At 56.0% G+C, this 20,233-nt stretch carries 19 protein-coding genes; 15 read left to right on the forward strand and 4 right to left on the reverse strand.

All coding sequences use genetic code 11. The features are described 5' to 3' along the window. Window positions 1-28: 28 nt before the first annotated feature. The 4 genes from FN633_RS12795 to map form a co-directional block, all read right to left on the reverse strand. A complete protein-coding gene (locus FN633_RS12795; RefSeq protein ID WP_042390605.1) occupies window positions 29-418 on the reverse strand; it encodes a DUF3461 family protein in 390 nt (129 codons plus the stop codon). Between the two features lie 109 nt (window positions 419-527). Further along, window positions 528-1,352 carry a 2,3,4,5-tetrahydropyridine-2,6-dicarboxylate N-succinyltransferase gene (dapD, locus tag FN633_RS12800; RefSeq protein WP_042390607.1) on the reverse strand — a complete coding sequence of 275 codons (825 nt, stop codon included), beginning with the start codon at window positions 1,350-1,352 and terminating at the stop codon, window positions 528-530. A 30-nt stretch (window positions 1,353-1,382) separates the two neighbouring features. After that, window positions 1,383-4,055, reverse strand: coding sequence for a bifunctional uridylyltransferase/uridylyl-removing protein GlnD (gene glnD / locus FN633_RS12805; RefSeq protein WP_154057961.1), 2,673 nt, complete (start codon window positions 4,053-4,055; stop codon window positions 1,383-1,385). 72 nt (window positions 4,056-4,127) lie between these two features. Continuing rightward, window positions 4,128-4,922, reverse strand: coding sequence for a type I methionyl aminopeptidase (map, locus tag FN633_RS12810; RefSeq protein WP_042390610.1), 795 nt, complete (start codon window positions 4,920-4,922; stop codon window positions 4,128-4,130). Window positions 4,923-5,247: 325 nt separating this feature from the next. Between map and rpsB the strand changes: the two genes are divergently transcribed. From rpsB to rnhB, 15 genes are all read left to right on the forward strand, one after another. Next, the gene (rpsB, locus tag FN633_RS12815; RefSeq protein WP_042390612.1) at window positions 5,248-5,973 is read left to right on the forward strand and encodes a 30S ribosomal protein S2; all 726 of its coding nucleotides are present in this window, start codon (window positions 5,248-5,250) and stop codon (window positions 5,971-5,973) included. Window positions 5,974-6,110: 137 nt separating this feature from the next. Further along, entirely contained in the window at window positions 6,111-6,962 is an 852-nt protein-coding gene (gene tsf / locus FN633_RS12820; RefSeq protein ID WP_042390614.1) for a translation elongation factor Ts, read from the forward strand. A 120-nt stretch (window positions 6,963-7,082) separates the two neighbouring features. Further along, window positions 7,083-7,808 (forward strand): UMP kinase, encoded by a 726-nt coding sequence (gene pyrH / locus FN633_RS12825; protein WP_042390616.1) that lies wholly within the window; start codon window positions 7,083-7,085, stop codon window positions 7,806-7,808. A gap of 162 nt (window positions 7,809-7,970) precedes the next feature. Further along, the gene (gene frr, locus FN633_RS12830) at window positions 7,971-8,528 is read left to right on the forward strand and encodes a ribosome recycling factor (protein WP_042390618.1); all 558 of its coding nucleotides are present in this window, start codon (window positions 7,971-7,973) and stop codon (window positions 8,526-8,528) included. Between the two features lie 111 nt (window positions 8,529-8,639). Further along, a complete protein-coding gene (gene ispC / locus FN633_RS12835; RefSeq protein ID WP_154057962.1) occupies window positions 8,640-9,839 on the forward strand; it encodes a 1-deoxy-D-xylulose-5-phosphate reductoisomerase in 1,200 nt (399 codons plus the stop codon). Between the two features lie 187 nt (window positions 9,840-10,026). Beyond that, entirely contained in the window at window positions 10,027-10,785 is a 759-nt protein-coding gene (gene ispU / locus FN633_RS12840) for a (2E,6E)-farnesyl-diphosphate-specific ditrans,polycis-undecaprenyl-diphosphate synthase (protein ID WP_042390622.1), read from the forward strand. A 12-nt stretch (window positions 10,786-10,797) separates the two neighbouring features. Next, the gene (gene cdsA / locus FN633_RS12845) at window positions 10,798-11,655 is read left to right on the forward strand and encodes a phosphatidate cytidylyltransferase (RefSeq protein ID WP_042390624.1); all 858 of its coding nucleotides are present in this window, start codon (window positions 10,798-10,800) and stop codon (window positions 11,653-11,655) included. 11 nt (window positions 11,656-11,666) lie between these two features. After that, entirely contained in the window at window positions 11,667-13,019 is a 1,353-nt protein-coding gene (gene rseP, locus FN633_RS12850) for a sigma E protease regulator RseP (RefSeq protein WP_154057963.1), read from the forward strand. Window positions 13,020-13,048: 29 nt separating this feature from the next. Continuing rightward, window positions 13,049-15,466, forward strand: coding sequence for an outer membrane protein assembly factor BamA (gene bamA, locus FN633_RS12855; RefSeq protein ID WP_154057964.1), 2,418 nt, complete (start codon window positions 13,049-13,051; stop codon window positions 15,464-15,466). Between the two features lie 115 nt (window positions 15,467-15,581). Continuing rightward, on the forward strand, window positions 15,582-16,076 hold the full coding sequence (gene skp, locus FN633_RS12860) for a molecular chaperone Skp (protein WP_154057965.1): 495 nt from the start codon (window positions 15,582-15,584) through the stop codon (window positions 16,074-16,076). 3 nt (window positions 16,077-16,079) lie between these two features. Beyond that, the gene (gene lpxD / locus FN633_RS12865) at window positions 16,080-17,108 is read left to right on the forward strand and encodes a UDP-3-O-(3-hydroxymyristoyl)glucosamine N-acyltransferase (RefSeq protein WP_154057966.1); all 1,029 of its coding nucleotides are present in this window, start codon (window positions 16,080-16,082) and stop codon (window positions 17,106-17,108) included. 99 nt (window positions 17,109-17,207) lie between these two features. Beyond that, window positions 17,208-17,663 carry a 3-hydroxyacyl-ACP dehydratase FabZ gene (gene fabZ / locus FN633_RS12870; RefSeq protein WP_006173598.1) on the forward strand — a complete coding sequence of 152 codons (456 nt, stop codon included), beginning with the start codon at window positions 17,208-17,210 and terminating at the stop codon, window positions 17,661-17,663. 3 nt (window positions 17,664-17,666) lie between these two features. Beyond that, window positions 17,667-18,455 (forward strand): acyl-ACP--UDP-N-acetylglucosamine O-acyltransferase, encoded by a 789-nt coding sequence (gene lpxA, locus FN633_RS12875; protein ID WP_042390639.1) that lies wholly within the window; start codon window positions 17,667-17,669, stop codon window positions 18,453-18,455. After that, entirely contained in the window at window positions 18,455-19,603 is a 1,149-nt protein-coding gene (lpxB, locus tag FN633_RS12880; protein ID WP_154057967.1) for a lipid-A-disaccharide synthase, read from the forward strand. The genes lpxA and lpxB overlap by 1 nt, the downstream gene beginning before the upstream one ends. Next, the gene (gene rnhB, locus FN633_RS12885; RefSeq protein WP_042390641.1) at window positions 19,600-20,196 is read left to right on the forward strand and encodes a ribonuclease HII; all 597 of its coding nucleotides are present in this window, start codon (window positions 19,600-19,602) and stop codon (window positions 20,194-20,196) included. Before lpxB ends, rnhB begins: the two co-directional genes overlap by 4 nt. Window positions 20,197-20,233 lie beyond the last annotated feature (37 nt).

Raw genomic sequence — 20,233 nt, forward strand, 5'->3', positions numbered from 1 at the left:
GGCCGCCACCGGGCGCAAACATCACTCATTACTTATTACGCGTTAACTTCTCAAGGTCGGATTCGATCTCGTTGATCTTGTTGGTCACCACGCTCTCAAGGTGGCGAAGGTCATCGAGGATCTTCCGTTTCAGGTCGATCTCGCTGCGATCGCGCTGGCAGATCTGATCCAGCTCGTCGATCACATACCGCAGGTTCGGGCTGATCTCCTGCACCTCTTTGTAGCCCTGGCCCACGCCGTCGGCGACCACGGTTTTACGCTGGCGTGGATACTTAAACTTCACGCTTTTAGCAAAAAACTCGCCCCTGTCCTTATGAAAATAGATTTTCAGAATGTCGTTATTGGCCTCCTGGCGAAGGCTATAGCGATCGATTTCATCCGGATTGGTAATGCCTAAACTTTTCAGATTATCGTACATAGCGGTACCCTTAAGCTCAACATAACCTATGAATAATTAACGAAAAATTCTATTTTGGCCACCAGCAAATGTAAAAAAAGCGGGGTAGCCCCCGCTTTTTTATCGCGCATTAGTCGATGGTACGCAACAGTTCGTTAATACCAACTTTGCCGCGCGTCTTCGCGTCGACCTTTTTCACGATAACCGCGCAGTAGAGGCTGTATTTGCCATCTTTTGACGGCAGGTTGCCGGAGACCACCACTGAGCCCGCCGGAACGCGACCGTAGTGCACTTCACCGGTTTCACGATCGTAAATACGCGTGCTCTGGCCGATGTAAACGCCCATGGAGATCACTGAACCCTCTTCAACGATCACGCCCTCAACGACTTCAGAGCGCGCACCGATGAAGCAGTTATCTTCGATGATGGTTGGATTCGCCTGCAGCGGCTCAAGAACGCCGCCGATGCCCACGCCGCCGGAGAGGTGAACGTTTTTACCGATCTGCGCACAGGAGCCAACGGTGGCCCAGGTGTCGACCATAGTGCCTTCGTCAACGTAGGCACCGATGTTAACGTAGGAGGGCATCAGCACGGTGTTGCGCGCGATAAACGCGCCCTGGCGCACGGCGGCCGGGGGCACTACGCGGAAGCCCTCTTTCTGGAAGCGCGCTTCGTCGTAGTTGGCGAACTTCATCGGCACCTTATCGAAGTAGCGGCTTTCGGCTCCGTCGATAACCTGATTATCGTTGATACGGAAAGAGAGCAGCACCGCTTTCTTCAGCCACTGATGCGTTACCCACTGGCCGTCGATCTTCTCGGCAACGCGCAGCGCGCCGGAGTCCAGCAGGGAAATCACCTGGTTTACCGCTTCACGGGTCACGGTATCCACATTCGCCGGAGTGATCTCGGCGCGACGCTCAAAAGCGGACTCAATAACGTTCTGTAACTGCTGCATTGTTAAACTCTTTCCATATAAATAAACACACTACCCTTTATCGTTTGGATTGAGGGCCTCTGTCAACCGTTGTTGTACTTCCTTCTGCAACACATTATTAAGACCACGCCGGTCGGCAGTAGCGATTATAAATAAATCTTCTACTCGCTCGCCGATTGTCGAAATTCTCGCCCCGTGAAGGGAGATCCCGAGGTCAGCAAACACCTGGCCGACGCGGGCGAGCAGGCCCGGCTGGTCGAGGGCGATAAGCTCAAGGAAGCTCTTTCTGTCGGTGTGGGTCGGCAGGAAGTTGACCTCGGTATCGACGGTAAAGTGGCGCAGCCTCGGCGGCTGGCGGCGCGGCTGTGGTGGCTGCCAGCTGCTCTGGGTGATGGCCTGGATCAGCCCCTGCTGGATCGCCTGGTGACGATCCGGCGAGAGCGGGCTGCCGTCCGGCTCCAGCACGATAAAGGTATCCATCGCCATGCCGTCGCGGGTGGTAAAGATCTGCGCGTCGTGAACGCTCAGGTTACGGCGGTCCAGCTCGGCGCAGACGGCGGCAAAGAGGTAGGCGCGGTCCGGGCTCCAGATAAAGATCTCCGTTCCGCCGCGCGTCGCCTGCGGACTGAGCAGGATCATCGGCTGGGTGAGATCGTGCCGCAGCAGATGCCGGGCGTGCCACGCCAGCTGGTTTGGGCTGTGGCGGACAAAGTAGTTCGCCCGACAGCGCGCCCAGATGTGATGCAGTGCCTCTTCGTTGATGTTGTCCATCCGTAGCAGGGCCAGCGCCTGCAGCTGATGGTGGCGCACGCGCTCGCGCATATCCGGCGTGCTCTGCACCCCCCGACGCAGCTGCTTCTCAGTAGCAAAGTAGAGCTCGCGCAGCAGGCTCTGCTTCCAGCTGTTCCACAGGGTTTCGTTGGTGGCGCAGATATCCGCCACCGTCAGGCAGACCAGGAAGCGCAGGCGGCTTTCGGTCTGCACCTCTTCGGCAAACTGCTTGATCACCTCGGGATCCTGAATATCCCGGCGCTGGGCGGTGACGGACATCAGCAGATGCTGACGCACCAGCCAGGTCACCAGCTGCGTCTCCCGTGAGTTGAGGCCGTGCAGCTCGGCAAACTTCAGCACGTCCTGCGCGCCGAGCACCGAGTGATCGCCCCCGCGCCCCTTAGCGATATCGTGGAACAGGGCGGCAATCAAAATCAGTTCAGGATGGGTGAGGCGCGGCCAGAGATCGACGCAGAGAGGATGCTTCTGCCGCGTCTCCTCCTGCGCAAAGCTCTCCAGCTTCAGCAGCACGCGAATGGTGTGTTCATCCACCGTATAAGCGTGGAAGAGGTCGAACTGCATCTGGCCAACGATATGCGACCACTGGGGCATATAGGCCCACAGCACGCTGTGCCGGTGCATTGGCAGCAGGCCACGGCTCACCGCGCCGGGGTGGCGCAGCATGCTCAGGAACAGGGTCCGCGCCTCCGGAATGTAGCACAGCGGCTGGGTCAGATGGCGGCGGGCGTGGCGCAGGTGGCGCAGGGTAGTGGAGTAGATCCCGGTGATGCTGCTGTTACGCACCATCATATAGAACATGCGCAGGATCGCCTGCGGCTCGCGGATAAACAGCGACTCATCGCGCAGATCGATCAGCGTGCCACGCAGCTGGAACTCATCGTCAATAGGGCGAGGCTTCTCGTCGGTGGTCAGGGCCAGAATCGCCTCATCAAAGAGTTGAAGCAGCATCTGGTTCAGCTCGGATACCCGGCGGGTGACGCGATAGAAGTCCTTCATCATCTGCTCAACCGGCTCGTTGCCGTCGCCGACATAGTTGAGCCGCTGGGCGACGCTGAGCTGGCGATCGAACAGCAGACGGTTGTCGTAGCGGTTGATCTCCAGATGGAGGGCAAAGCGGATGCGCCACAGCAGATGCTGACACTCATTAAGCTCGTTACGCTCGGCCTGGGTTAAGAAGCCAAAGCCCACCATCTCGCTCAGGGAAGTGGCCCCGAAGTGGCGACGCGCCACCCACTGAAGGGTATGAATATCCCGCAGGCCGCCGGGGCTACTTTTGATATCCGGCTCCAGGTTATAGCTGGTGCCGTGGTAGCGCTGGTGGCGCTCATTCTGCTCGGCAACCTTGGCAGCAAAAAAGGTCTCTGAGGGCCAGAAGCCATCGCTAAAGATATGCTTCTGTAGCTCAAGGAAGAGGGCGACGTCGCCAATCAGCAGGCGGGACTCAATCAGGTTGGTGGCTACGGTGAGATCGGCAAGCCCCTCCAGCAGGCACTCTTCCAGGGTGCGCACGCTGTGGCCCACCTCCAGCTTTATGTCCCACAGCAGGGTTAATAGCTCGCCGATCTTCTGCGCCTGCTCGTCGGGCAGCTTTTTACGGCTGAGGATCAGCAGGTCGATATCCGAGAGCGGATGCAGCTCCCCGCGACCGTAGCCGCCTACCGCCACCAGCGCCGCATCGCCGTACTCCGCGAAGCCATACTCTACCCACAGGCGTTGCAGAAGCTGATCGATAAATTCGGTCCGGGCTTCAATGAGCTGCTCGGCGGAGAGGCCCTGGTCAAAGACGTGGCCCAGCCACTGCTGGAAGGTATCGATATGCGCCTTGATATCCGCGCAGTTCAGGCTGCTCTGCGGCCAGGATGAGGGGTTAGCAGGCTGGCCGGGGAGGGAGGGCGCCGTGTGGCTAAACTGTTCTGAAAGAGTGTGGCTCATATCGCGTTGCGCTGCCCCCAATATAAGTAAAAGCTATCGCCATAAAAAAAGCCGGCAATCGCCGGCTTCTTATCATTCGTTGTGCGAGAGTATCGCCGGGATGGTGTCATCCTTGCGGAGCGTCATAATTTCGCAGCCGTTCTCTGTCACCACAATAGTATGCTCGTACTGTGCCGACAAGCTCCGGTCTTTGGTTTTTACCGTCCAGCCATCTTTCATGGTGCGGATACGGTAGTCGCCTGCGTTGACCATCGGCTCAACGGTGAAGGCCATACCGGCCTGTAGCACCACGCCGCCGTCGTCGGCATCATAGTGCAGCACCTGCGGCTCTTCGTGGAAGCCACGACCAATGCCGTGCCCGCAGTACTCGCGCACCACAGAGAAGCCTTCCGCTTCGACAAACTTCTGGATCGCCGCGCCAAGGGTGCGCAGGCGGATGCCCGGCTTCACCATCTTCAGCGCCAGGTAGAGGCTCTCTTGGGTCACACGGCACAGGCGCTCGCCCAGAATGGTCGGCTTGCCAACGATAAACATTTTTGAGGTGTCGCCGTGGAAGCCATCTTTGATCACGGTAACGTCGATGTTGACGATGTCACCGTCTTTCAGACGTTTCTCGTCGTCCGGAATACCGTGACATACCACTTCGTTGATCGAGATGCAGACGGATTTCGGGAAGCCGTGGTAGCCGAGGCTGGCGGAGACCGCGTGCTGCTCGTTAACGATGTGATCGTTACAGATACGATCCAGCTCGCCGGTGCTTACGCCCGGTTTAATGTGCGCTTCGATCATCTCCAGCACTTCCGCAGCGAGGCGGCCTGCCACGCGCATTTTTTCGATATCTTCCGGGGTCTTAATTGGGATAGCCATGAATTCTGTCCATTAGCGTCGATGCATTGATAATAAACGTCATCGACAATAATTGTGTAAGTGCTGTCAATGTTACCAGTCCGAGACATAACCTGCCAAATTGAGAATTTCTGGCAGCACGCTACGCCAACAACTGTTGGAGTCTGCAGCGATTTTATGGTATAAAGCGCGCCGGACTTCCGTTCCTTCTTGTGGAGCGTGAGCCACAAATCTCACTTTGTGTAATAACACACACGTATCGACACATATTCCGGGGTGCCCTTTGGGGTCGGTGATATGGGATACGTGGAGGCATAACCCCAACTTTTATATAGAGGTTTTAATCATGGCAACTGTTTCCATGCGCGACATGCTCAAGGCTGGTGTTCACTTTGGTCACCAGACCCGTTACTGGAACCCGAAAATGAAGCCATTCATCTTCGGTGCACGTAACAAAGTTCACATCATCAACCTTGAGAAAACTGTACCAATGTTCAACGAAGCCCTGGCTGAGCTGAACAAGATCTCTTCCCGTAAAGGTAAGATCCTGTTTGTTGGTACTAAGCGCGCTGCGAGCGAAGCGGTGAAAGAAGCGGCTAACAGCTGCGATCAGTTCTTCGTGAACCATCGCTGGCTGGGCGGTATGCTGACCAACTGGAAAACCGTTCGTCAGTCTATCAAACGTCTGAAAGACCTGGAAACTCAGTCTCAGGACGGTACCTTCGACAAGCTGACCAAGAAAGAAGCGCTGATGCGTACCCGTGAGCTGGACAAGCTGGAAAACAGCCTGGGCGGTATCAAAGACATGGGCGGCCTGCCGGACGCACTGTTTGTTATCGACGCTGACCACGAACACATCGCGATCAAAGAAGCAAACAACCTGGGTATCCCAGTATTTGCTATCGTTGATACCAACTCCGATCCGGACGGCGTTGACTTCGTTATCCCGGGTAACGACGATGCAATCCGTGCAGTTAGCCTGTACCTGAGCGCTGTTGCTACTACCGTTCGTGAAGGCCGTTCTCAGGATCTGGCTTCCCAGGCGGAAGAGAGCTTCGTAGAAGCTGAATAATAAGGCACGCTCTCTGAGCCCCTTATTGAGCAGGTAGTACCGAGTTTGGTTAGGGGGCCTGTTTATGGCCCCCTTTTTCACTTTTAAGGCTGTTTGGTTTTACAACCAGGCAGGTCAAATCTTCCGAGGATTTTAGAATGGCTGAAATTACCGCATCCCTGGTAAAAGAGCTGCGCGAGCGTACTGGCGCTGGCATGATGGATTGCAAAAAAGCGCTGACCGAAGCGAACGGCGACATCGAGCTGGCAATCGAAAACATGCGTAAGTCTGGCGCGATCAAAGCGGCGAAAAAAGCAGGTAACGTTGCTGCTGACGGCGTGATCATCACCAAAATCGACGGCAACTACGGCGTGATTCTGGAAGTTAACTGCCAGACTGACTTCGTTGCAAAAGACTCTGGTTTCCAGGCGTTCGCTAACAAGGTTCTGGATGCAGCGGTTGCTGGCAAAGTTAGCGACGTTGACGTGCTGAAAGCACAGTTCGAAGAAGAGCGCGTAGCGCTGGTTGCTAAAATCGGTGAGAACATCAACATTCGCCGCGTAGCTACCCTCGAAGGCGACGTGCTGGGCTCTTACCTGCACGGCGCACGCATTGGCGTTCTGATCGCTGCTACCGGCGCTGACGAAGAGCTGGTGAAACAGCTGGCAATGCACGTTGCTGCAAGCAAGCCTGAGTTCGTTAAGCCGGAAGACGTGTCTGCTGAAGTAGTTGAGAAAGAGTACCAGGTTCAGCTGGACATCGCCATGCAGTCTGGCAAGCCGAAAGAGATCGCAGAGAAGATGGTTGAAGGCCGCATGAAGAAATTCACCGGCGAAGTCTCTCTGACCGGTCAGCCGTTCGTCATGGACCCGAGCAAAACCGTTGGCCAGCTGCTGAAAGAGCACAACGCTGACGTCACTAACTTCATCCGTTTTGAAGTGGGTGAAGGCATCGAGAAAGTTGAGACTGACTTCGCAGCAGAAGTTGCTGCCATGTCCAAGCAGTCTTAAGTGGTCTGAAAGAAGCCGCCTGAGGGCGGCTTCTTTTTGTATCCAGCGTAAGCTGTATACTACATACGTTGTATCCGGAATTAACCCCCTCTCAATCGTTGAACGTCTCAGGAAAGAATCATGGCTACCAATGCAAAACCCGTCTATAAACGCATCCTGCTTAAGCTCAGCGGCGAAGCGTTACAGGGCACCGAAGGCTTCGGTATCGACGCAAGCATCCTTGACCGCATGGCTCAGGAGATCAAAGAGCTGGTGGAGTTGGGCATCCAGGTAGGCGTCGTCATTGGTGGTGGTAACCTTTTCCGTGGCGCAGGTCTGGCGAAAGCGGGGATGAACCGTGTAGTGGGCGACCACATGGGTATGCTGGCAACGGTCATGAATGGCCTGGCAATGCGTGATGCGCTCCACCGCGCCTATGTGAACGCCCGCCTGATGTCCGCTATTCCACTGAATGGCGTGTGTGATAACTACAGCTGGGCTGAAGCCATCAGCCTGCTGCGTAACAACCGGGTGGTGATCCTCTCTGCCGGTACCGGTAACCCGTTCTTTACCACCGACTCCGCAGCCTGCCTGCGCGGGATCGAGATCGAGGCGGACGTGGTGCTGAAGGCGACTAAAGTCGACGGCGTATTTACTGCCGATCCGGCAAAAGATCCGGCTGCTACCATGTACGATCAGCTGAGCTACAGCGAAGTCCTGGATAAAGAGCTGAAGGTGATGGATCTGGCGGCCTTTACCCTGGCCCGTGACCACAAGCTGCCGATTCGTGTTTTCAACATGAACAAGCCTGGCGCGCTGCGCCGCGTGGTAATGGGCGAAAAAGAGGGCACTTTGATCACGGAGTAATTTCCGTCATCAACAAATAGAGGTAAGATTCCGCTTTAACAGTAAAGCGGTTCTTATCAGACACCTTTTACCGTGTCATAGATTAAACGGGGCTATACTTAGCACACTTTACGGCGTGCTGACGTATGGTCTGCCTGAGACAAGTTTTCAAGGATTCGTAACGTGATTAACGATATCAGAAAAGATGCCGAAGTCCGCATGGATAAATGCGTTGAAGCATTCAAAACCCAAATCAGCAAAGTGCGCACCGGTCGTGCTTCCCCAAGCCTGCTCGACGGCATTATGGTGCCGTACTACGGTACGCCGACGCCGCTGCGCCAGCTGGCTAACATCACCGTTGAAGACTCCCGCACGCTGAAAATCAACGTGTTCGATCGCTCTCTGAGCCCGGCGGTTGAGAAGGCGATCATGGCGTCTGACCTCGGTCTGAACCCAAGCTCTGCCGGTACCGACATCCGCGTTCCGCTGCCGCCGCTGACCGAAGAGCGTCGTAAAGACCTGATCAAAGTGGTGCGTGGCGAAGCCGAAGGCGCGCGCGTAGCGGTACGTAACGTACGCCGTGATGCCAACGACAAAGTGAAGGCGCTGCTGAAAGATAAAGCGATCAGCGAAGATGAAGATCGTCGCTCGCAGGACGACGTGCAGAAGCTGACCGACGTAGCCATCAAGAAGGTGGATGCGGCGCTGGCGGAAAAAGAAGCGGAACTGATGCAGTTCTGATCCCGCGCACGTGATTAAACAAAACGCCGCTCAGAGAAGCCTTACCGGGTTTTTGCTGGCGGCGTTTTGCTATGTTGCTCTTCTTAAGCCACCTTTGGACACCTCTCTCTCATGAAGCAGCTCACCCTCCTTGGCTCAACCGGCTCTATCGGTTGCAGTACTCTTGATGTGGTTCGCCACAATCCCGATCGCTTTGCCGTCACAGCGCTGGTTGCTGGCAAAAACGTGGCCCGTATGGCAGAGCAGTGCCTGGAGTTCACGCCGCGCTACGCGGTGATGGACGATGCCGCCAGCGCCCGTGAACTCAAAGAGACGCTGGCACAGCACGGTAGCCGTACCGAGGTGCTGAGCGGCCAGCAGGCCGCCTGCGACATGGCCGCGCTGGACGAGGTCGATCAGGTGATGGCCGCTATCGTTGGGGCGGCGGGCCTGCTGCCGACCCTGGCGGCGATCCGCGCCGGGAAGCGCGTGCTGCTGGCTAACAAGGAGTCGCTGGTCACCTGTGGCCGCCTGTTTATGGAGGCGGTGAAAGAGAGTAGGGCGCAGCTTCTGCCGGTGGATAGCGAGCACAACGCCATTTTTCAGAGTTTACCGCAACCCTTCCAGCGCAACCTGGGGTACGCTGACCTCGAGCAAAATGGCGTAGCATCCATTCTGCTTACCGGGTCTGGTGGCCCCTTTCGTGAGACGCCGCTGTCTGAACTGGCTGCAATGACGCCGGATCAGGCCTGCCGCCATCCGAACTGGTCAATGGGACGTAAAATCTCCGTTGATTCCGCCACCATGATGAACAAAGGTCTGGAATATATTGAAGCGCGCTGGCTGTTTAACGCCTCTGCCCGCCAGATGGAAGTGCTGATCCACCCCCAGTCGGTGATCCACTCTATGGTACGTTATCTGGATGGCAGCGTGTTAGCGCAGTTGGGTGAGCCGGATATGCGTACGCCTATCGCCCATACGATGGCCTGGCCGGATCGCGTCAGCTCTGGCGTCAAGGCTCTCGATTTTTGCTCGCTCAGCACGTTGAGCTTTGCCGCCCCGGACTATGATCGCTATCCCTGCCTGAAGCTGGCAATGGAGGCGTTTGAACAGGGCCAGGCCGCGACAACGGCGCTGAATGCAGCAAATGAGGTGACGGTTGCCGCATTCCTGGACTCGCGCATTCGCTTTACCGATATCGCTGCCCTTAATCTATCCGTACTAGAACGTATGGATCTGCGCGAACCGCAGAGCATCGAGGATGTTCTGGCTGTGGATGCGCTGGCCCGCGAGACGGCGCAGAAACAGGTGAGCCATCTCGCAAGCCGGTGATATTGCTGCCATGAATGGCTGTGATATTTGTTAGCGTTCGGCTTCAGTGATATAGTCTGCGCCACCCGATCGCTGGTCTCAGGGCCGGAGCGGTCAGGTAAGCCGTGGTTTGACACGGCTTTTTTTACGTAAAGGCTTCAGTATTTCTGAGTACCGCTAAATCCTTTTCAGGGACTTAAAACGCGTTATGTTGTCAATGAACCTTCCTTTAAGCGAGAATTTGCCAGCACATGGCTGCCGCCATGTGGCGATAATTATGGATGGCAATGGTCGCTGGGCAAAAAGACAAGGGAAGATACGAGCCTTTGGACATAAAGCCGGAGCGAAGTCCGTCCGCCGCGCAGTCTCCTATGCTGCGAACCACGGCATCGACGCGCTAACGTTGTATGCTTTTAGCAGTGAGAACTGGAACCGTCCGGCGCAGGAGGTCAGCGCGCTGATGGAGCTGTTTGTGTGGGCGCTAGATAGCGAAGTAAAAAGCCTGCACCGTCACAATGTACGCCTGCGCGTCATCGGTGACACCAGCCGTTTTAACTCACGTCTGCAAGAGCGTATTCGCAAAGCGGAGGCGTTAACCGCGCAAAATAGCGGGCTGACGCTGAATATCGCCGCGAATTATGGCGGACGTTGGGATATTATTCAGGGAGTACAGCAATTAGCGGTACAGGTACAAGAAGGGCTGTTACGCCCGGACCAAATTGATGAAGAGGCGCTGAGTAAGCAAATCTGCATGCATGAACTGGCTCCAGTGGATTTAGTGATAAGGACAGGGGGGGAGCACCGCATCAGTAACTTTTTGCTGTGGCAGATTGCCTATGCTGAACTTTACTTCACGGATGTTCTTTGGCCTGATTTCGATGAACAAGACTTTGAAGGTGCGCTGCATGCCTTTGCCAATCGAGAGCGTCGTTTCGGCGGCACCGAGCCTGGTGGCGACAAAGCCTGATGGGGGTAGCTTTTGCTGAAGTATCGCCTGATTTCTGCTTTTGTATTAATACCCGTCGTCATTGCGGCGCTATTTTTACTCCCCCCAGTGGGGTTTGCTCTGGTCACGCTCGCGGTCTGTATGCTGGCCGCCTGGGAGTGGGGCCAGCTTAGCGGCTTTACTTCACGCACGCAGCGGGTATGGCTGGCCGTGCTCTGCGGCCTGCTGCTGGCAGTGATGCTGTTTACGATCCCGGAGTACCACCATAACGTTCATCAGCCGCTGGTTGAGGGCTCGCTGTGGGCTTCGCTGGGCTGGTGGATCGCTGCGTTGCTGCTGGTGCTGTTCTATCCCGCTTCGGCGGCGCTGTGGCGGCACTCTAAGGCGCTGCGCCTGCTGTTTGGCATCCTGACCATCGTGCCCTTTTTCTGGGGTATGCTGGCTCTGCGTGCCTGGCACTATGATGATAACCACTACAGCGGCGCGCTGTGGCTGCTGTATGTCATGATCCTCGTCTGGGGTGCGGATTCCGGCGCGTACATGTTCGGCAAGCTGTTCGGTAAGCATAAGCTGGCACCGAAGGTGTCGCCGGGGAAAACCTGGCAGGGCTTTATCGGCGGCCTGTTTACGGCGGCAGTGATCTCCTGGGGCTACGGCATGTGGGCAAACCTTGAGGTAACGCTCTCTACGCTGCTGATCTGCTCCGTGGTTGCGGCGCTGGCCTCAGTGCTGGGGGATCTCACCGAAAGTATGTTTAAGCGTGAAGCCGGTATCAAAGATAGCGGTCACCTTATTCCAGGACACGGCGGTATTCTCGATCGCATCGACAGCCTGACGGCGGCAGTACCGGTGTTTGCCTGCCTGCTGCTGCTGGTCTTTGGGACGATTTAACGGATGATTTTATGCTGAGCATTCTCTGGAATCTGGCAGCGTTTATTGTTGCGCTGGGCGTGCTGATTACCGTGCACGAGTTTGGCCATTTCTGGGTTGCTCGCCGCTGCGGCGTCCGGGTTGAGCGCTTTTCCATTGGTTTTGGCAAAGCGCTCTGGCGTCGCACCGACAAGCAGGGCACCGAGTTTGTTATCGCCCTCATCCCGCTAGGGGGCTATGTCAAAATGCTCGACGAGCGCGTCGAGCCGGTGATCCCCGAACTGCGTCACACCGCCTTTAATAACAAAACCATCGGCCAGCGCGCCGCCGTGATCGCCGCGGGCCCCGTGGCTAACTTCCTCTTTGCTATCTTTGCCTACTGGCTGGTGTTCATCATCGGCGTCCCTGGCGTTCGTCCGGTTATTGGTGAAATTACGCCCAACTCCATTGCCGCCAGCGCACAAATCGCCCCTGGGATGGAACTTAAAGCCGTTGACGGTATCGAAACGCCAGACTGGGATGCCGTGCGTCTGCAGCTGGTGGATAAAATCGGCGACGAACAGACCACCGTTAGCGTCGCGCCTTTTGGCAGCGACAGCCGCCAGCAGAAGACGCTGGATCTGCGCAACTGGGCGTTTGAGCCAGATAAGCAGGATCCGGTGGCCTCATTGGGCATCCAGCCGCGTGCGGCACAGATTGAGTCCGTGCTGGCAGAGGTGCAGTCTGGGTCGGCGGCAAGTAAAGCGGGTTTGCAAGCTGGCGACAGGATCGTTAAAGTCGATGGTCAGGCAATCACGCAGTGGATGACCTTTGTGACCCTGGTGCGCGATAATCCGGGTAAACCATTGGCGCTGGATATAGAAAGGCAGGGAACTCCCTTGTCTTTAACGCTGATACCAGATACAAAACCGGGTAGCGGCAAGGATGAAGGGTTTGCGGGCGTCGTGCCAAAGGTTATCCCGCTGCCGGACGAGTATAAGACAGTACGCCAGTATGGGCCGTTTGATGCCGTTGTCGAAGCCACGGGTAAAACCTGGCAGTTGATGAAGCTCACGGTCAGCATGCTGGGCAAATTGATCACCGGCGACGTCAAACTGAACAACCTCAGCGGGCCGATCTCGATCGCCCAAGGGGCTGGGATGTCTGCGGAGTTTGGGTTGATCTACTACCTGATGTTCCTCGCCTTAATCAGCGTGAACCTCGGGATTATCAACCTGTTCCCTCTACCGGTTTTAGATGGGGGACACCTGCTGTTTTTAGCGATAGAGAAGCTAAAAGGCGGGCCGGTATCCGAGCGGGTTCAAGACTTTAGTTATCGCATTGGCTCAATACTGCTGGTGCTGTTAATGGGGCTTGCACTTTTCAATGATTTCTCTCGGTTATGAGAGTTAGTTAGGAAGAACGCATAATAACGATGGCGATGAAAAAGTTGCTTATAGCGTCGCTGCTGTTTAGCAGCGCGACCGTATACGGTGCTGAAGGGTTCGTAGTGAAAGATATTCATTTCGAAGGCTTACAGCGTGTCGCCGTTGGTGCGGCCCTCCTCAGTATGCCAGTGCGTCAGGGTGACACGGTGACTGATGAAGACATCAGTAATATTATCCGTGCGCTGTTTGCCACCGGCAACTTCGAGGACGTTCGCGTCCTGCGCGATGGTGATACGCTTCTCGTGCAGGTTAAAGAGCGTCCTACCATTGCCAGCATCACCTTCTCGGGCAACAAGTCCGTTAAAGATGACATGCTGAAGCAGAACCTCGAAGCCTCCGGCGTGCGCGTGGGTGAATCACTTGACCGCACCACTCTGGCCGATATCGAAAAAGGTCTGGAAGATTTCTACTACAGCGTCGGTAAGTACAGCGCCAGCGTGAAAGCGGTCGTTACGCCGCTGCCGCGTAACCGCGTCGACCTGAAGCTGGTCTTCCAGGAGGGCGTCTCTGCCAAAATCCAGCAGATCAACATTGTCGGTAACCATGCGTTCAGTACCGAAGAGCTGATCTCGACGTTCCAGCTGCGCGATGAAGTGCCGTGGTGGAACGTGGTGGGCGATCGCAAATACCAGAAACAGAAGCTGGCAGGCGATCTGGAAACGTTACGCAGCTACTACCTCGATCGTGGCTACGCGCGTTTCAACATTGACTCTACCCAGGTCAGCCTGACGCCGGATAAAAAAGGCATCTACATTACCGTTAACGTCACTGAAGGCGATCAGTACAAGCTTTCCAGCGTTGAAGTCAGCGGTAATCTGGCTGGTCACTCCGCCGAAATCGAGAGCCTGACGAAAATTCAGCCGGGCGAGCTCTATAACGGCACCAAAGTGACCAAGATGGAAGACGACATCAAGAAGCTTCTGGGTCGCTATGGCTACGCCTACCCGCGCGTACAGTCTCAGCCTGAGATCAACGACGCGGATAAGACCGTGAAGCTGCACGTCAACGTCGATGCGGGCAACCGCTACTACGTGCGTAAGATCCGCTTTGAGGGTAACGATACCTCCAAAGATGCCGTTCTGCGCCGTGAAATGCGTCAGATGGAAGGCGCATGGCTGGGCAGCGATCTGGTCGATCAGGGTAAAGAGCGTCTCAACCGTCTCGGCTACTTCGAAACGGTGGATACCGATACCCAGCGCGTCTCAGGCAGCCCGGACCAGGTGGACGTGGTCTACAAGGTGAAAGAGCGTAACACCGGCAGCTTCAACTTCGGTGTGGGCTACGGCACCGAGAGCGGCGTGAGCTTCCAGGTCGGCGTCCAGCAGGATAACTGGCTGGGTACCGGTTACTCGGTAGGGATCAACGGGACCAAGAACGACTATCAGACCTACTCTGAGCTGTCCGTGACCAACCCGTACTTCACCGTTGATGGCGTGAGCCTCGGCGGTCGTATCTTCTATAACGACTTCGAAGCGGATGATGCGGATCTCTCCTCGTACACCAACAAGAGCTACGGCCTTGACGGTACGCTGGGCTTCCCGGTCAACGAGTACAACACCCTGCGCCTCGGCCTGGGTTACGTGCACAATGACCTGTCCAACATGGAGCCGCAGGTGGCCATGTGGCGTTATCTCGACTCGGTGGGGCAGAGCGCCAACACCCAGGACAACGATAACGGCTACAGCGCAGACGACTTCACCTTTAACTACGGCTGGACCTACAACCATCTTGACCGCGGCTACTTCCCGACGGACGGCTCGCGCGTCAACCTGAACGGTAAGGTCACCGTACCGGGCTCGGATAACGAGTTCTACAAGGTGACGCTGGATACCGCGACCTACGTCCCGCTGGATGACGATCACAAGTGGGTGGTTCTCGGCCGTACCCGTTGGGGTTACGGTGATGGCTTAGGCGGCAAAGAGATGCCGTTCTATGAGAACTTCTACGCCGGCGGCTCCAGCACCGTGCGTGGCTTCCAGTCCAACAACATCGGTCCGAAAGCGGTCTACTACGGTGGTAACAACCAAGAGAACTGCGAGACTACCCAGCCAGGCGCTCTCTGTAAGTCTGATGATGCCGTCGGCGGTAACGCCATGGGTGTCGCCAGCCTGGAAATGATCACCCCGACGCCATTCGTGAGCGAGAAGTATGCTAACTCGATCCGTACCTCCGTCTTCTGGGATGCGGGTACGGTGTGGGATACTAACTGGGAAGATACGACAGCGACGAGAAATGCTGGCGTGCCGGACTATAGCGATCCGAGCAACATCCGTATGTCTGCGGGTATTGCACTACAATGGATGTCTCCGCTGGGGCCGTTGGTCTTCTCCTACGCCCAGCCGTTTAAGAAATACGAAGGAGACAAAGCAGAACAGTTCCAGTTTAACATTGGTAAAACCTGGTAATTGCGCTGCGCAACGGAATGCACAGGTAGTGTAGCGCTGGTGTAGGCGATCGCGAGGTCGCCTCGCCACGCAAAGAAGGTATCTTCGGATACATTGGGATGGTAAGGAGTTTATTGTGAAAAAGTGGTTATTAGCTGCGGGTCTCGGTTTAGCGATGGTTACCTCTGCTCAGGCAGCGGACAAAATTGCGATCGTTAACATGAACAGCCTGTTCCAGCAGGTCGCTCAGACTACCGGTGTGTCCAAAACGCTGGAAAACGAGTTCAAAGGCCGCGCCAGCGAACTGCAGAGCCAGGAAAACGATCTGCAGAGCAAAATGCAGCGTCTGCAGCGTGACGGCTCAACGATGAAAGCGTCCGATCGTAGCAAGCTGGAAAAAGACGTCATGTCTCAGCGCCAGGCTTTCTCTCAGAAAGCACAGGCATTTGAACAGGATCGTGCGCGTCGTTCTAACGAAGAGCGTGGCAAACTGGTTAATCGTATCCAGTCAGCTGTGAAAAAAGTGGCAGCCGACCAGAGCATCGATCTGGTTGTTGACGCAAATACCGTTGCTTACAACAGCAGTGACGTAAAAGACATCACCGCTGATGTGCTGAAACAGGTTAAATAAGTAATGTCTACTATTCGACTGTCTGATTTAGCTCAACAGTTGGATGCAGAGTTACACGGTGATGGCGATATCGCCATCACCGGCGTTGCGTCCATGCAGTCCGCTAAAGCAGGTCAAATCACCTTCATGGTAAATCCAAAATACCGTGAACATCTGGCTGCTTGCCAGGCCTCTGCTGTCGTGATGACGCAGGACGACCTTCCCTTTGCCCACGGCCCCGCGCTGGTAGTGAAAAATCCCTACCTGACGTATGCCCGGATGGCACAAATTCTTGATACCACGCCACAGCCGGCGCAGGACATCGCCCCAAGTGCGGTGATCGATCCCACGGCGAAGCTGGGTAAAAACATCTCCATTGGCGCAAACGCCGTTATTGAATCAGACGTCGAGCTGGGCGATAACGTGGTGATTGGCGCAGGCTGCTTCGTGGGTAAAAAGACAAAAATCGGTGCAGGCTCGCGTTTATGGGCCAACGTGACCATTTACCACGAGATTGAAATCGGTGAAAATTGCCTCATTCAGTCCAGCACCGTGATCGGTGCGGATGGCTTTGGCTATGCCAACGATCGCGGCAACTGGGTGAAGATCCCCCAGCTTGGTCGGGTGATCGTCGGCGATCGTGTTGAGATCGGGGCTTGTACCACCATTGATCGTGGTGCGCTTGACGACACCATTATTGGCAACGGCGTTATCATTGATAATCAGTGTCAGATTGCACATAACGTCGTGATTGGCGACAATACCGCAGTTGCTGGCGGCGTCATCATGGCGGGCAGTTTAAAAATTGGCCGCTACTGCATGATTGGCGGTGCGAGCGTGATCAACGGTCACATGGAAATCTGCGATAAGGTCACCGTAACGGGCATGGGTATGGTGATGCGTCCCATTACTGAACCGGGCGTCTACTCATCAGGTATCCCGCTGCAACCCAATAAAACCTGGCGAAAAACAGCAGCGCTGGTGATGAATATTGATGACATGAGCAAGCGACTCAAGGCTCTTGAGCGCAAGGTCGTGCAGCAAGACGAATAATTCACCCGTTTTACGCCCAAACTTCTCGGCCTGACGGCATTAGATTGCCGCGGGCCGTGTTATTATTGCCATTCAGTATTTTTTGACAGGAAGAGTATTTTGACTACTGACACTCATACTCTGCACATTGAAGAGATTTTAGAGCTTCTGCCGCACCGCTACCCGTTTTTACTGGTTGACCGCGTGCTGGATTTCGAAGAAGGTCGTTTTCTGCGCGCAGTAAAAAATGTTTCGGTTAATGAACCCTTTTTCCAGGGCCATTTCCCTGGTAAACCGATTTTTCCGGGCGTTTTGATTCTGGAAGCCATGGCGCAGGCCACCGGCATTCTGGCATTTAAAAGCGTAGGAAAACTGGAACCTGGCGAGCTGTACTACTTTGCCGGTATCGATGAAGCCCGCTTCAAACGTCCGGTAGTGCCAGGCGATCAGATGATCATGGAAGTCACGTTTGAGAAAACGCGCCGTGGTCTGACCCGCTTTAAAGGCGTGGCAACAGTCGACGGTAAAGTTGTTTGTGAAGCTACTATGATGTGTGCACGTAGCCGGGAGGCCTGATACGTGATTGATAAAACTGCCTTTGTTCATCCTACCGCCATCGTGGAAGAGGGTGCCGTTATCGGCGCTAACGCCCACATTGGCCCGTTCTGTATTGTTGGACCCCATGTTGAAATTGGTGAGGGTACCGTACTGAAGTCTCACGTTGTCGTAAACGGCCACACCAAAATTGGTCGCGACAACGAGATCTATCAGTTCGCCTCCATCGGTGAAGTGAACCAGGATCTTAAATATGCTGGCGAACCGACCCGAGTGGAAATTGGCGATCGTAACCGCATTCGCGAAAGCGTAACCATTCACCGTGGTACCGAACAGGGCGGTGGTTTGACGAAGGTGGGCAGCGGTAACCTGCTGATGATCAACGCACACGTTGCGCATGATTGTACGGTAGGGAACAACTGTATCCTCGCTAACAATGCGACATTAGCGGGCCACGTTTCGGTCGACGATCATGCCATCATCGGTGGCATGACGGCGGTGCACCAGTTCTGCATTATCGGCGCGCATGTGATGGTAGGCGGCTGCTCTGGCGTTGCCCAGGACGTGCCACCGTACGTGATTGCCCAGGGCAACCATGCCACGCCGTTCGGGGTTAACATTGAAGGGCTGAAACGTCGCGGCTTCAGCCGTGAAGCCCTGATTGCTATTCGCAACGCCTACAAGCTGCTCTACCGCAGCGGTAAGACGCTGGAAGAGGTGAAGCCTGAGATCGCCGAGCTGGCGGAAGCGCACCCGGAAGTCCGCGCGTTCAGCGAGTTCTTTGCGCGCTCGACGCGTGGCCTGATCCGTTAATGGTTGACGATCGTCCGCTTACGATTGCCCTGGTCGCCGGAGAAACCTCCGGCGATATTCTTGGTGCCGGTCTCATCCGTGCGCTCAAGCAGCGCGTGCCTAACGCCCGCTTCGTTGGCGTGGCTGGCCCGCTGATGCAGGCCGAGGGCTGCGAGGCCTGGTACGAGATGGAAGAGCTGGCGGTAATGGGCATCGTTGAGGTGCTGGGCCGTCTGCGTCGCCTTTTGCATATCCGCGCCGATCTGACGCGCCGCTTTACCGCGCTTAAGCCGGACGTTTTTGTCGGCATTGATGCCCCCGATTTCAACATTACCCTTGAGGGCAACCTCAAACGGCAGGGTATTAAAACGATTCACTACGTCAGCCCCTCTGTCTGGGCCTGGCGACAGAAACGCGTTTTCAAAATAGGCAGATCCACCGATCTGGTGCTTGCTTTTCTGCCTTTCGAAAAAGCGTTTTATGACCGCTTTAATGTGCCGTGCCGCTTTATCGGCCATACCATGGCGGACGCCATGCCGCTGGATCCCGATAAAAACGCCGCGCGCGACGCGCTTGGGCTCTCCCACGACGCCCACTGCCTGGCCCTGCTGCCGGGCAGCCGCGGCGCGGAAGTCGAGATGCTCAGCGCTGACTTCCTGCGCACCGCGCAGATCCTGCGCCAGCACTATCCCGATTTAGAGGTGGTGGTGCCGCTGGTTAACGCCAAACGCCGGGAGCAGTTCGAGCGCATTAAAGCCGAGGTCGCACCGGATCTGGTGGTTCACCTGCTGGATGGCAAAGGCCGTGAGGCGATGGTAGCCAGCGACGCCGCACTGCTGGCCTCCGGCACCGCCGCGCTGGAGTGCATGCTGGCAAAATGCCCGATGGTCGTCGGCTATCGCATGAAGCCGTTTACCTTCTGGCTGGCAAAACGGCTGGTAAAAACCGACTACGTTTCGCTGCCTAACCTGCTGGCCGGGCGCGAGCTGGTGAAAGAGCTGCTGCAGGACGAGTGTCAGCCGCAGCTGCTGGCGGATGCGCTGCTGCCGCTGCTGGCCCGGGGCAACACCAGCCACGCCATGCATGACACCTTCCGTGAACTGCATCAGCAGATCCGCTGCAATGCAGATGAACAGGCGGCGGATGCTGTGCTGGAGCTAGCAAAATGAATGAATTTATTTATCCGCACCACCACTTAGTGGCGGGTGTGGATGAGGTGGGCCGTGGCCCGCTGGTCGGCGCGGTCGTTACGGCGGCGGTGATCCTTGACCCTGCCAGGCCCATTATCGGCCTGAACGACTCCAAAAAACTGAGTGAAAAACGCCGCCTGGCGCTGTTTGCTGAGATTCAGGAAAAAGCGCTATGCTGGAGTCTGGGCCGCGCCGAGCCGCATGAAATTGATGAGCTGAACATTCTGCATGCGACCATGCTGGCGATGCAGCGCGCCGTGGCCGGGCTATCCGTTGTTCCCGAATACGTGCTGATCGACGGCAACCGCTGTCCGGCCCTGCCTGTGCCCTCAATGGCGGTGGTGAAAGGGGATAGCCGGGTGGCAGAAATTAGCGCAGCCTCCATTATTGCCAAGGTCACGCGCGATGCTGAGATGGCTGCGCTTGACCTGACGTTTCCTCAATATGGCTTTGCGCAGCATAAAGGGTATCCGACCGCTTTCCATCTGGAGAGACTGGCGGAGCACGGCGCGACAGAGCATCACCGGCGTAGCTTTGCGCCAGTAAAACGCGCGCTGGGGCTGGTCTCCTGATTGCTGCACTATAAATGCGTATACTCAAAATCATTCA

This window comes from Pseudescherichia vulneris (assembly GCF_902164725.1).
GTDB lineage: Bacteria > Pseudomonadota > Gammaproteobacteria > Enterobacterales > Enterobacteriaceae > Pseudescherichia > Pseudescherichia vulneris.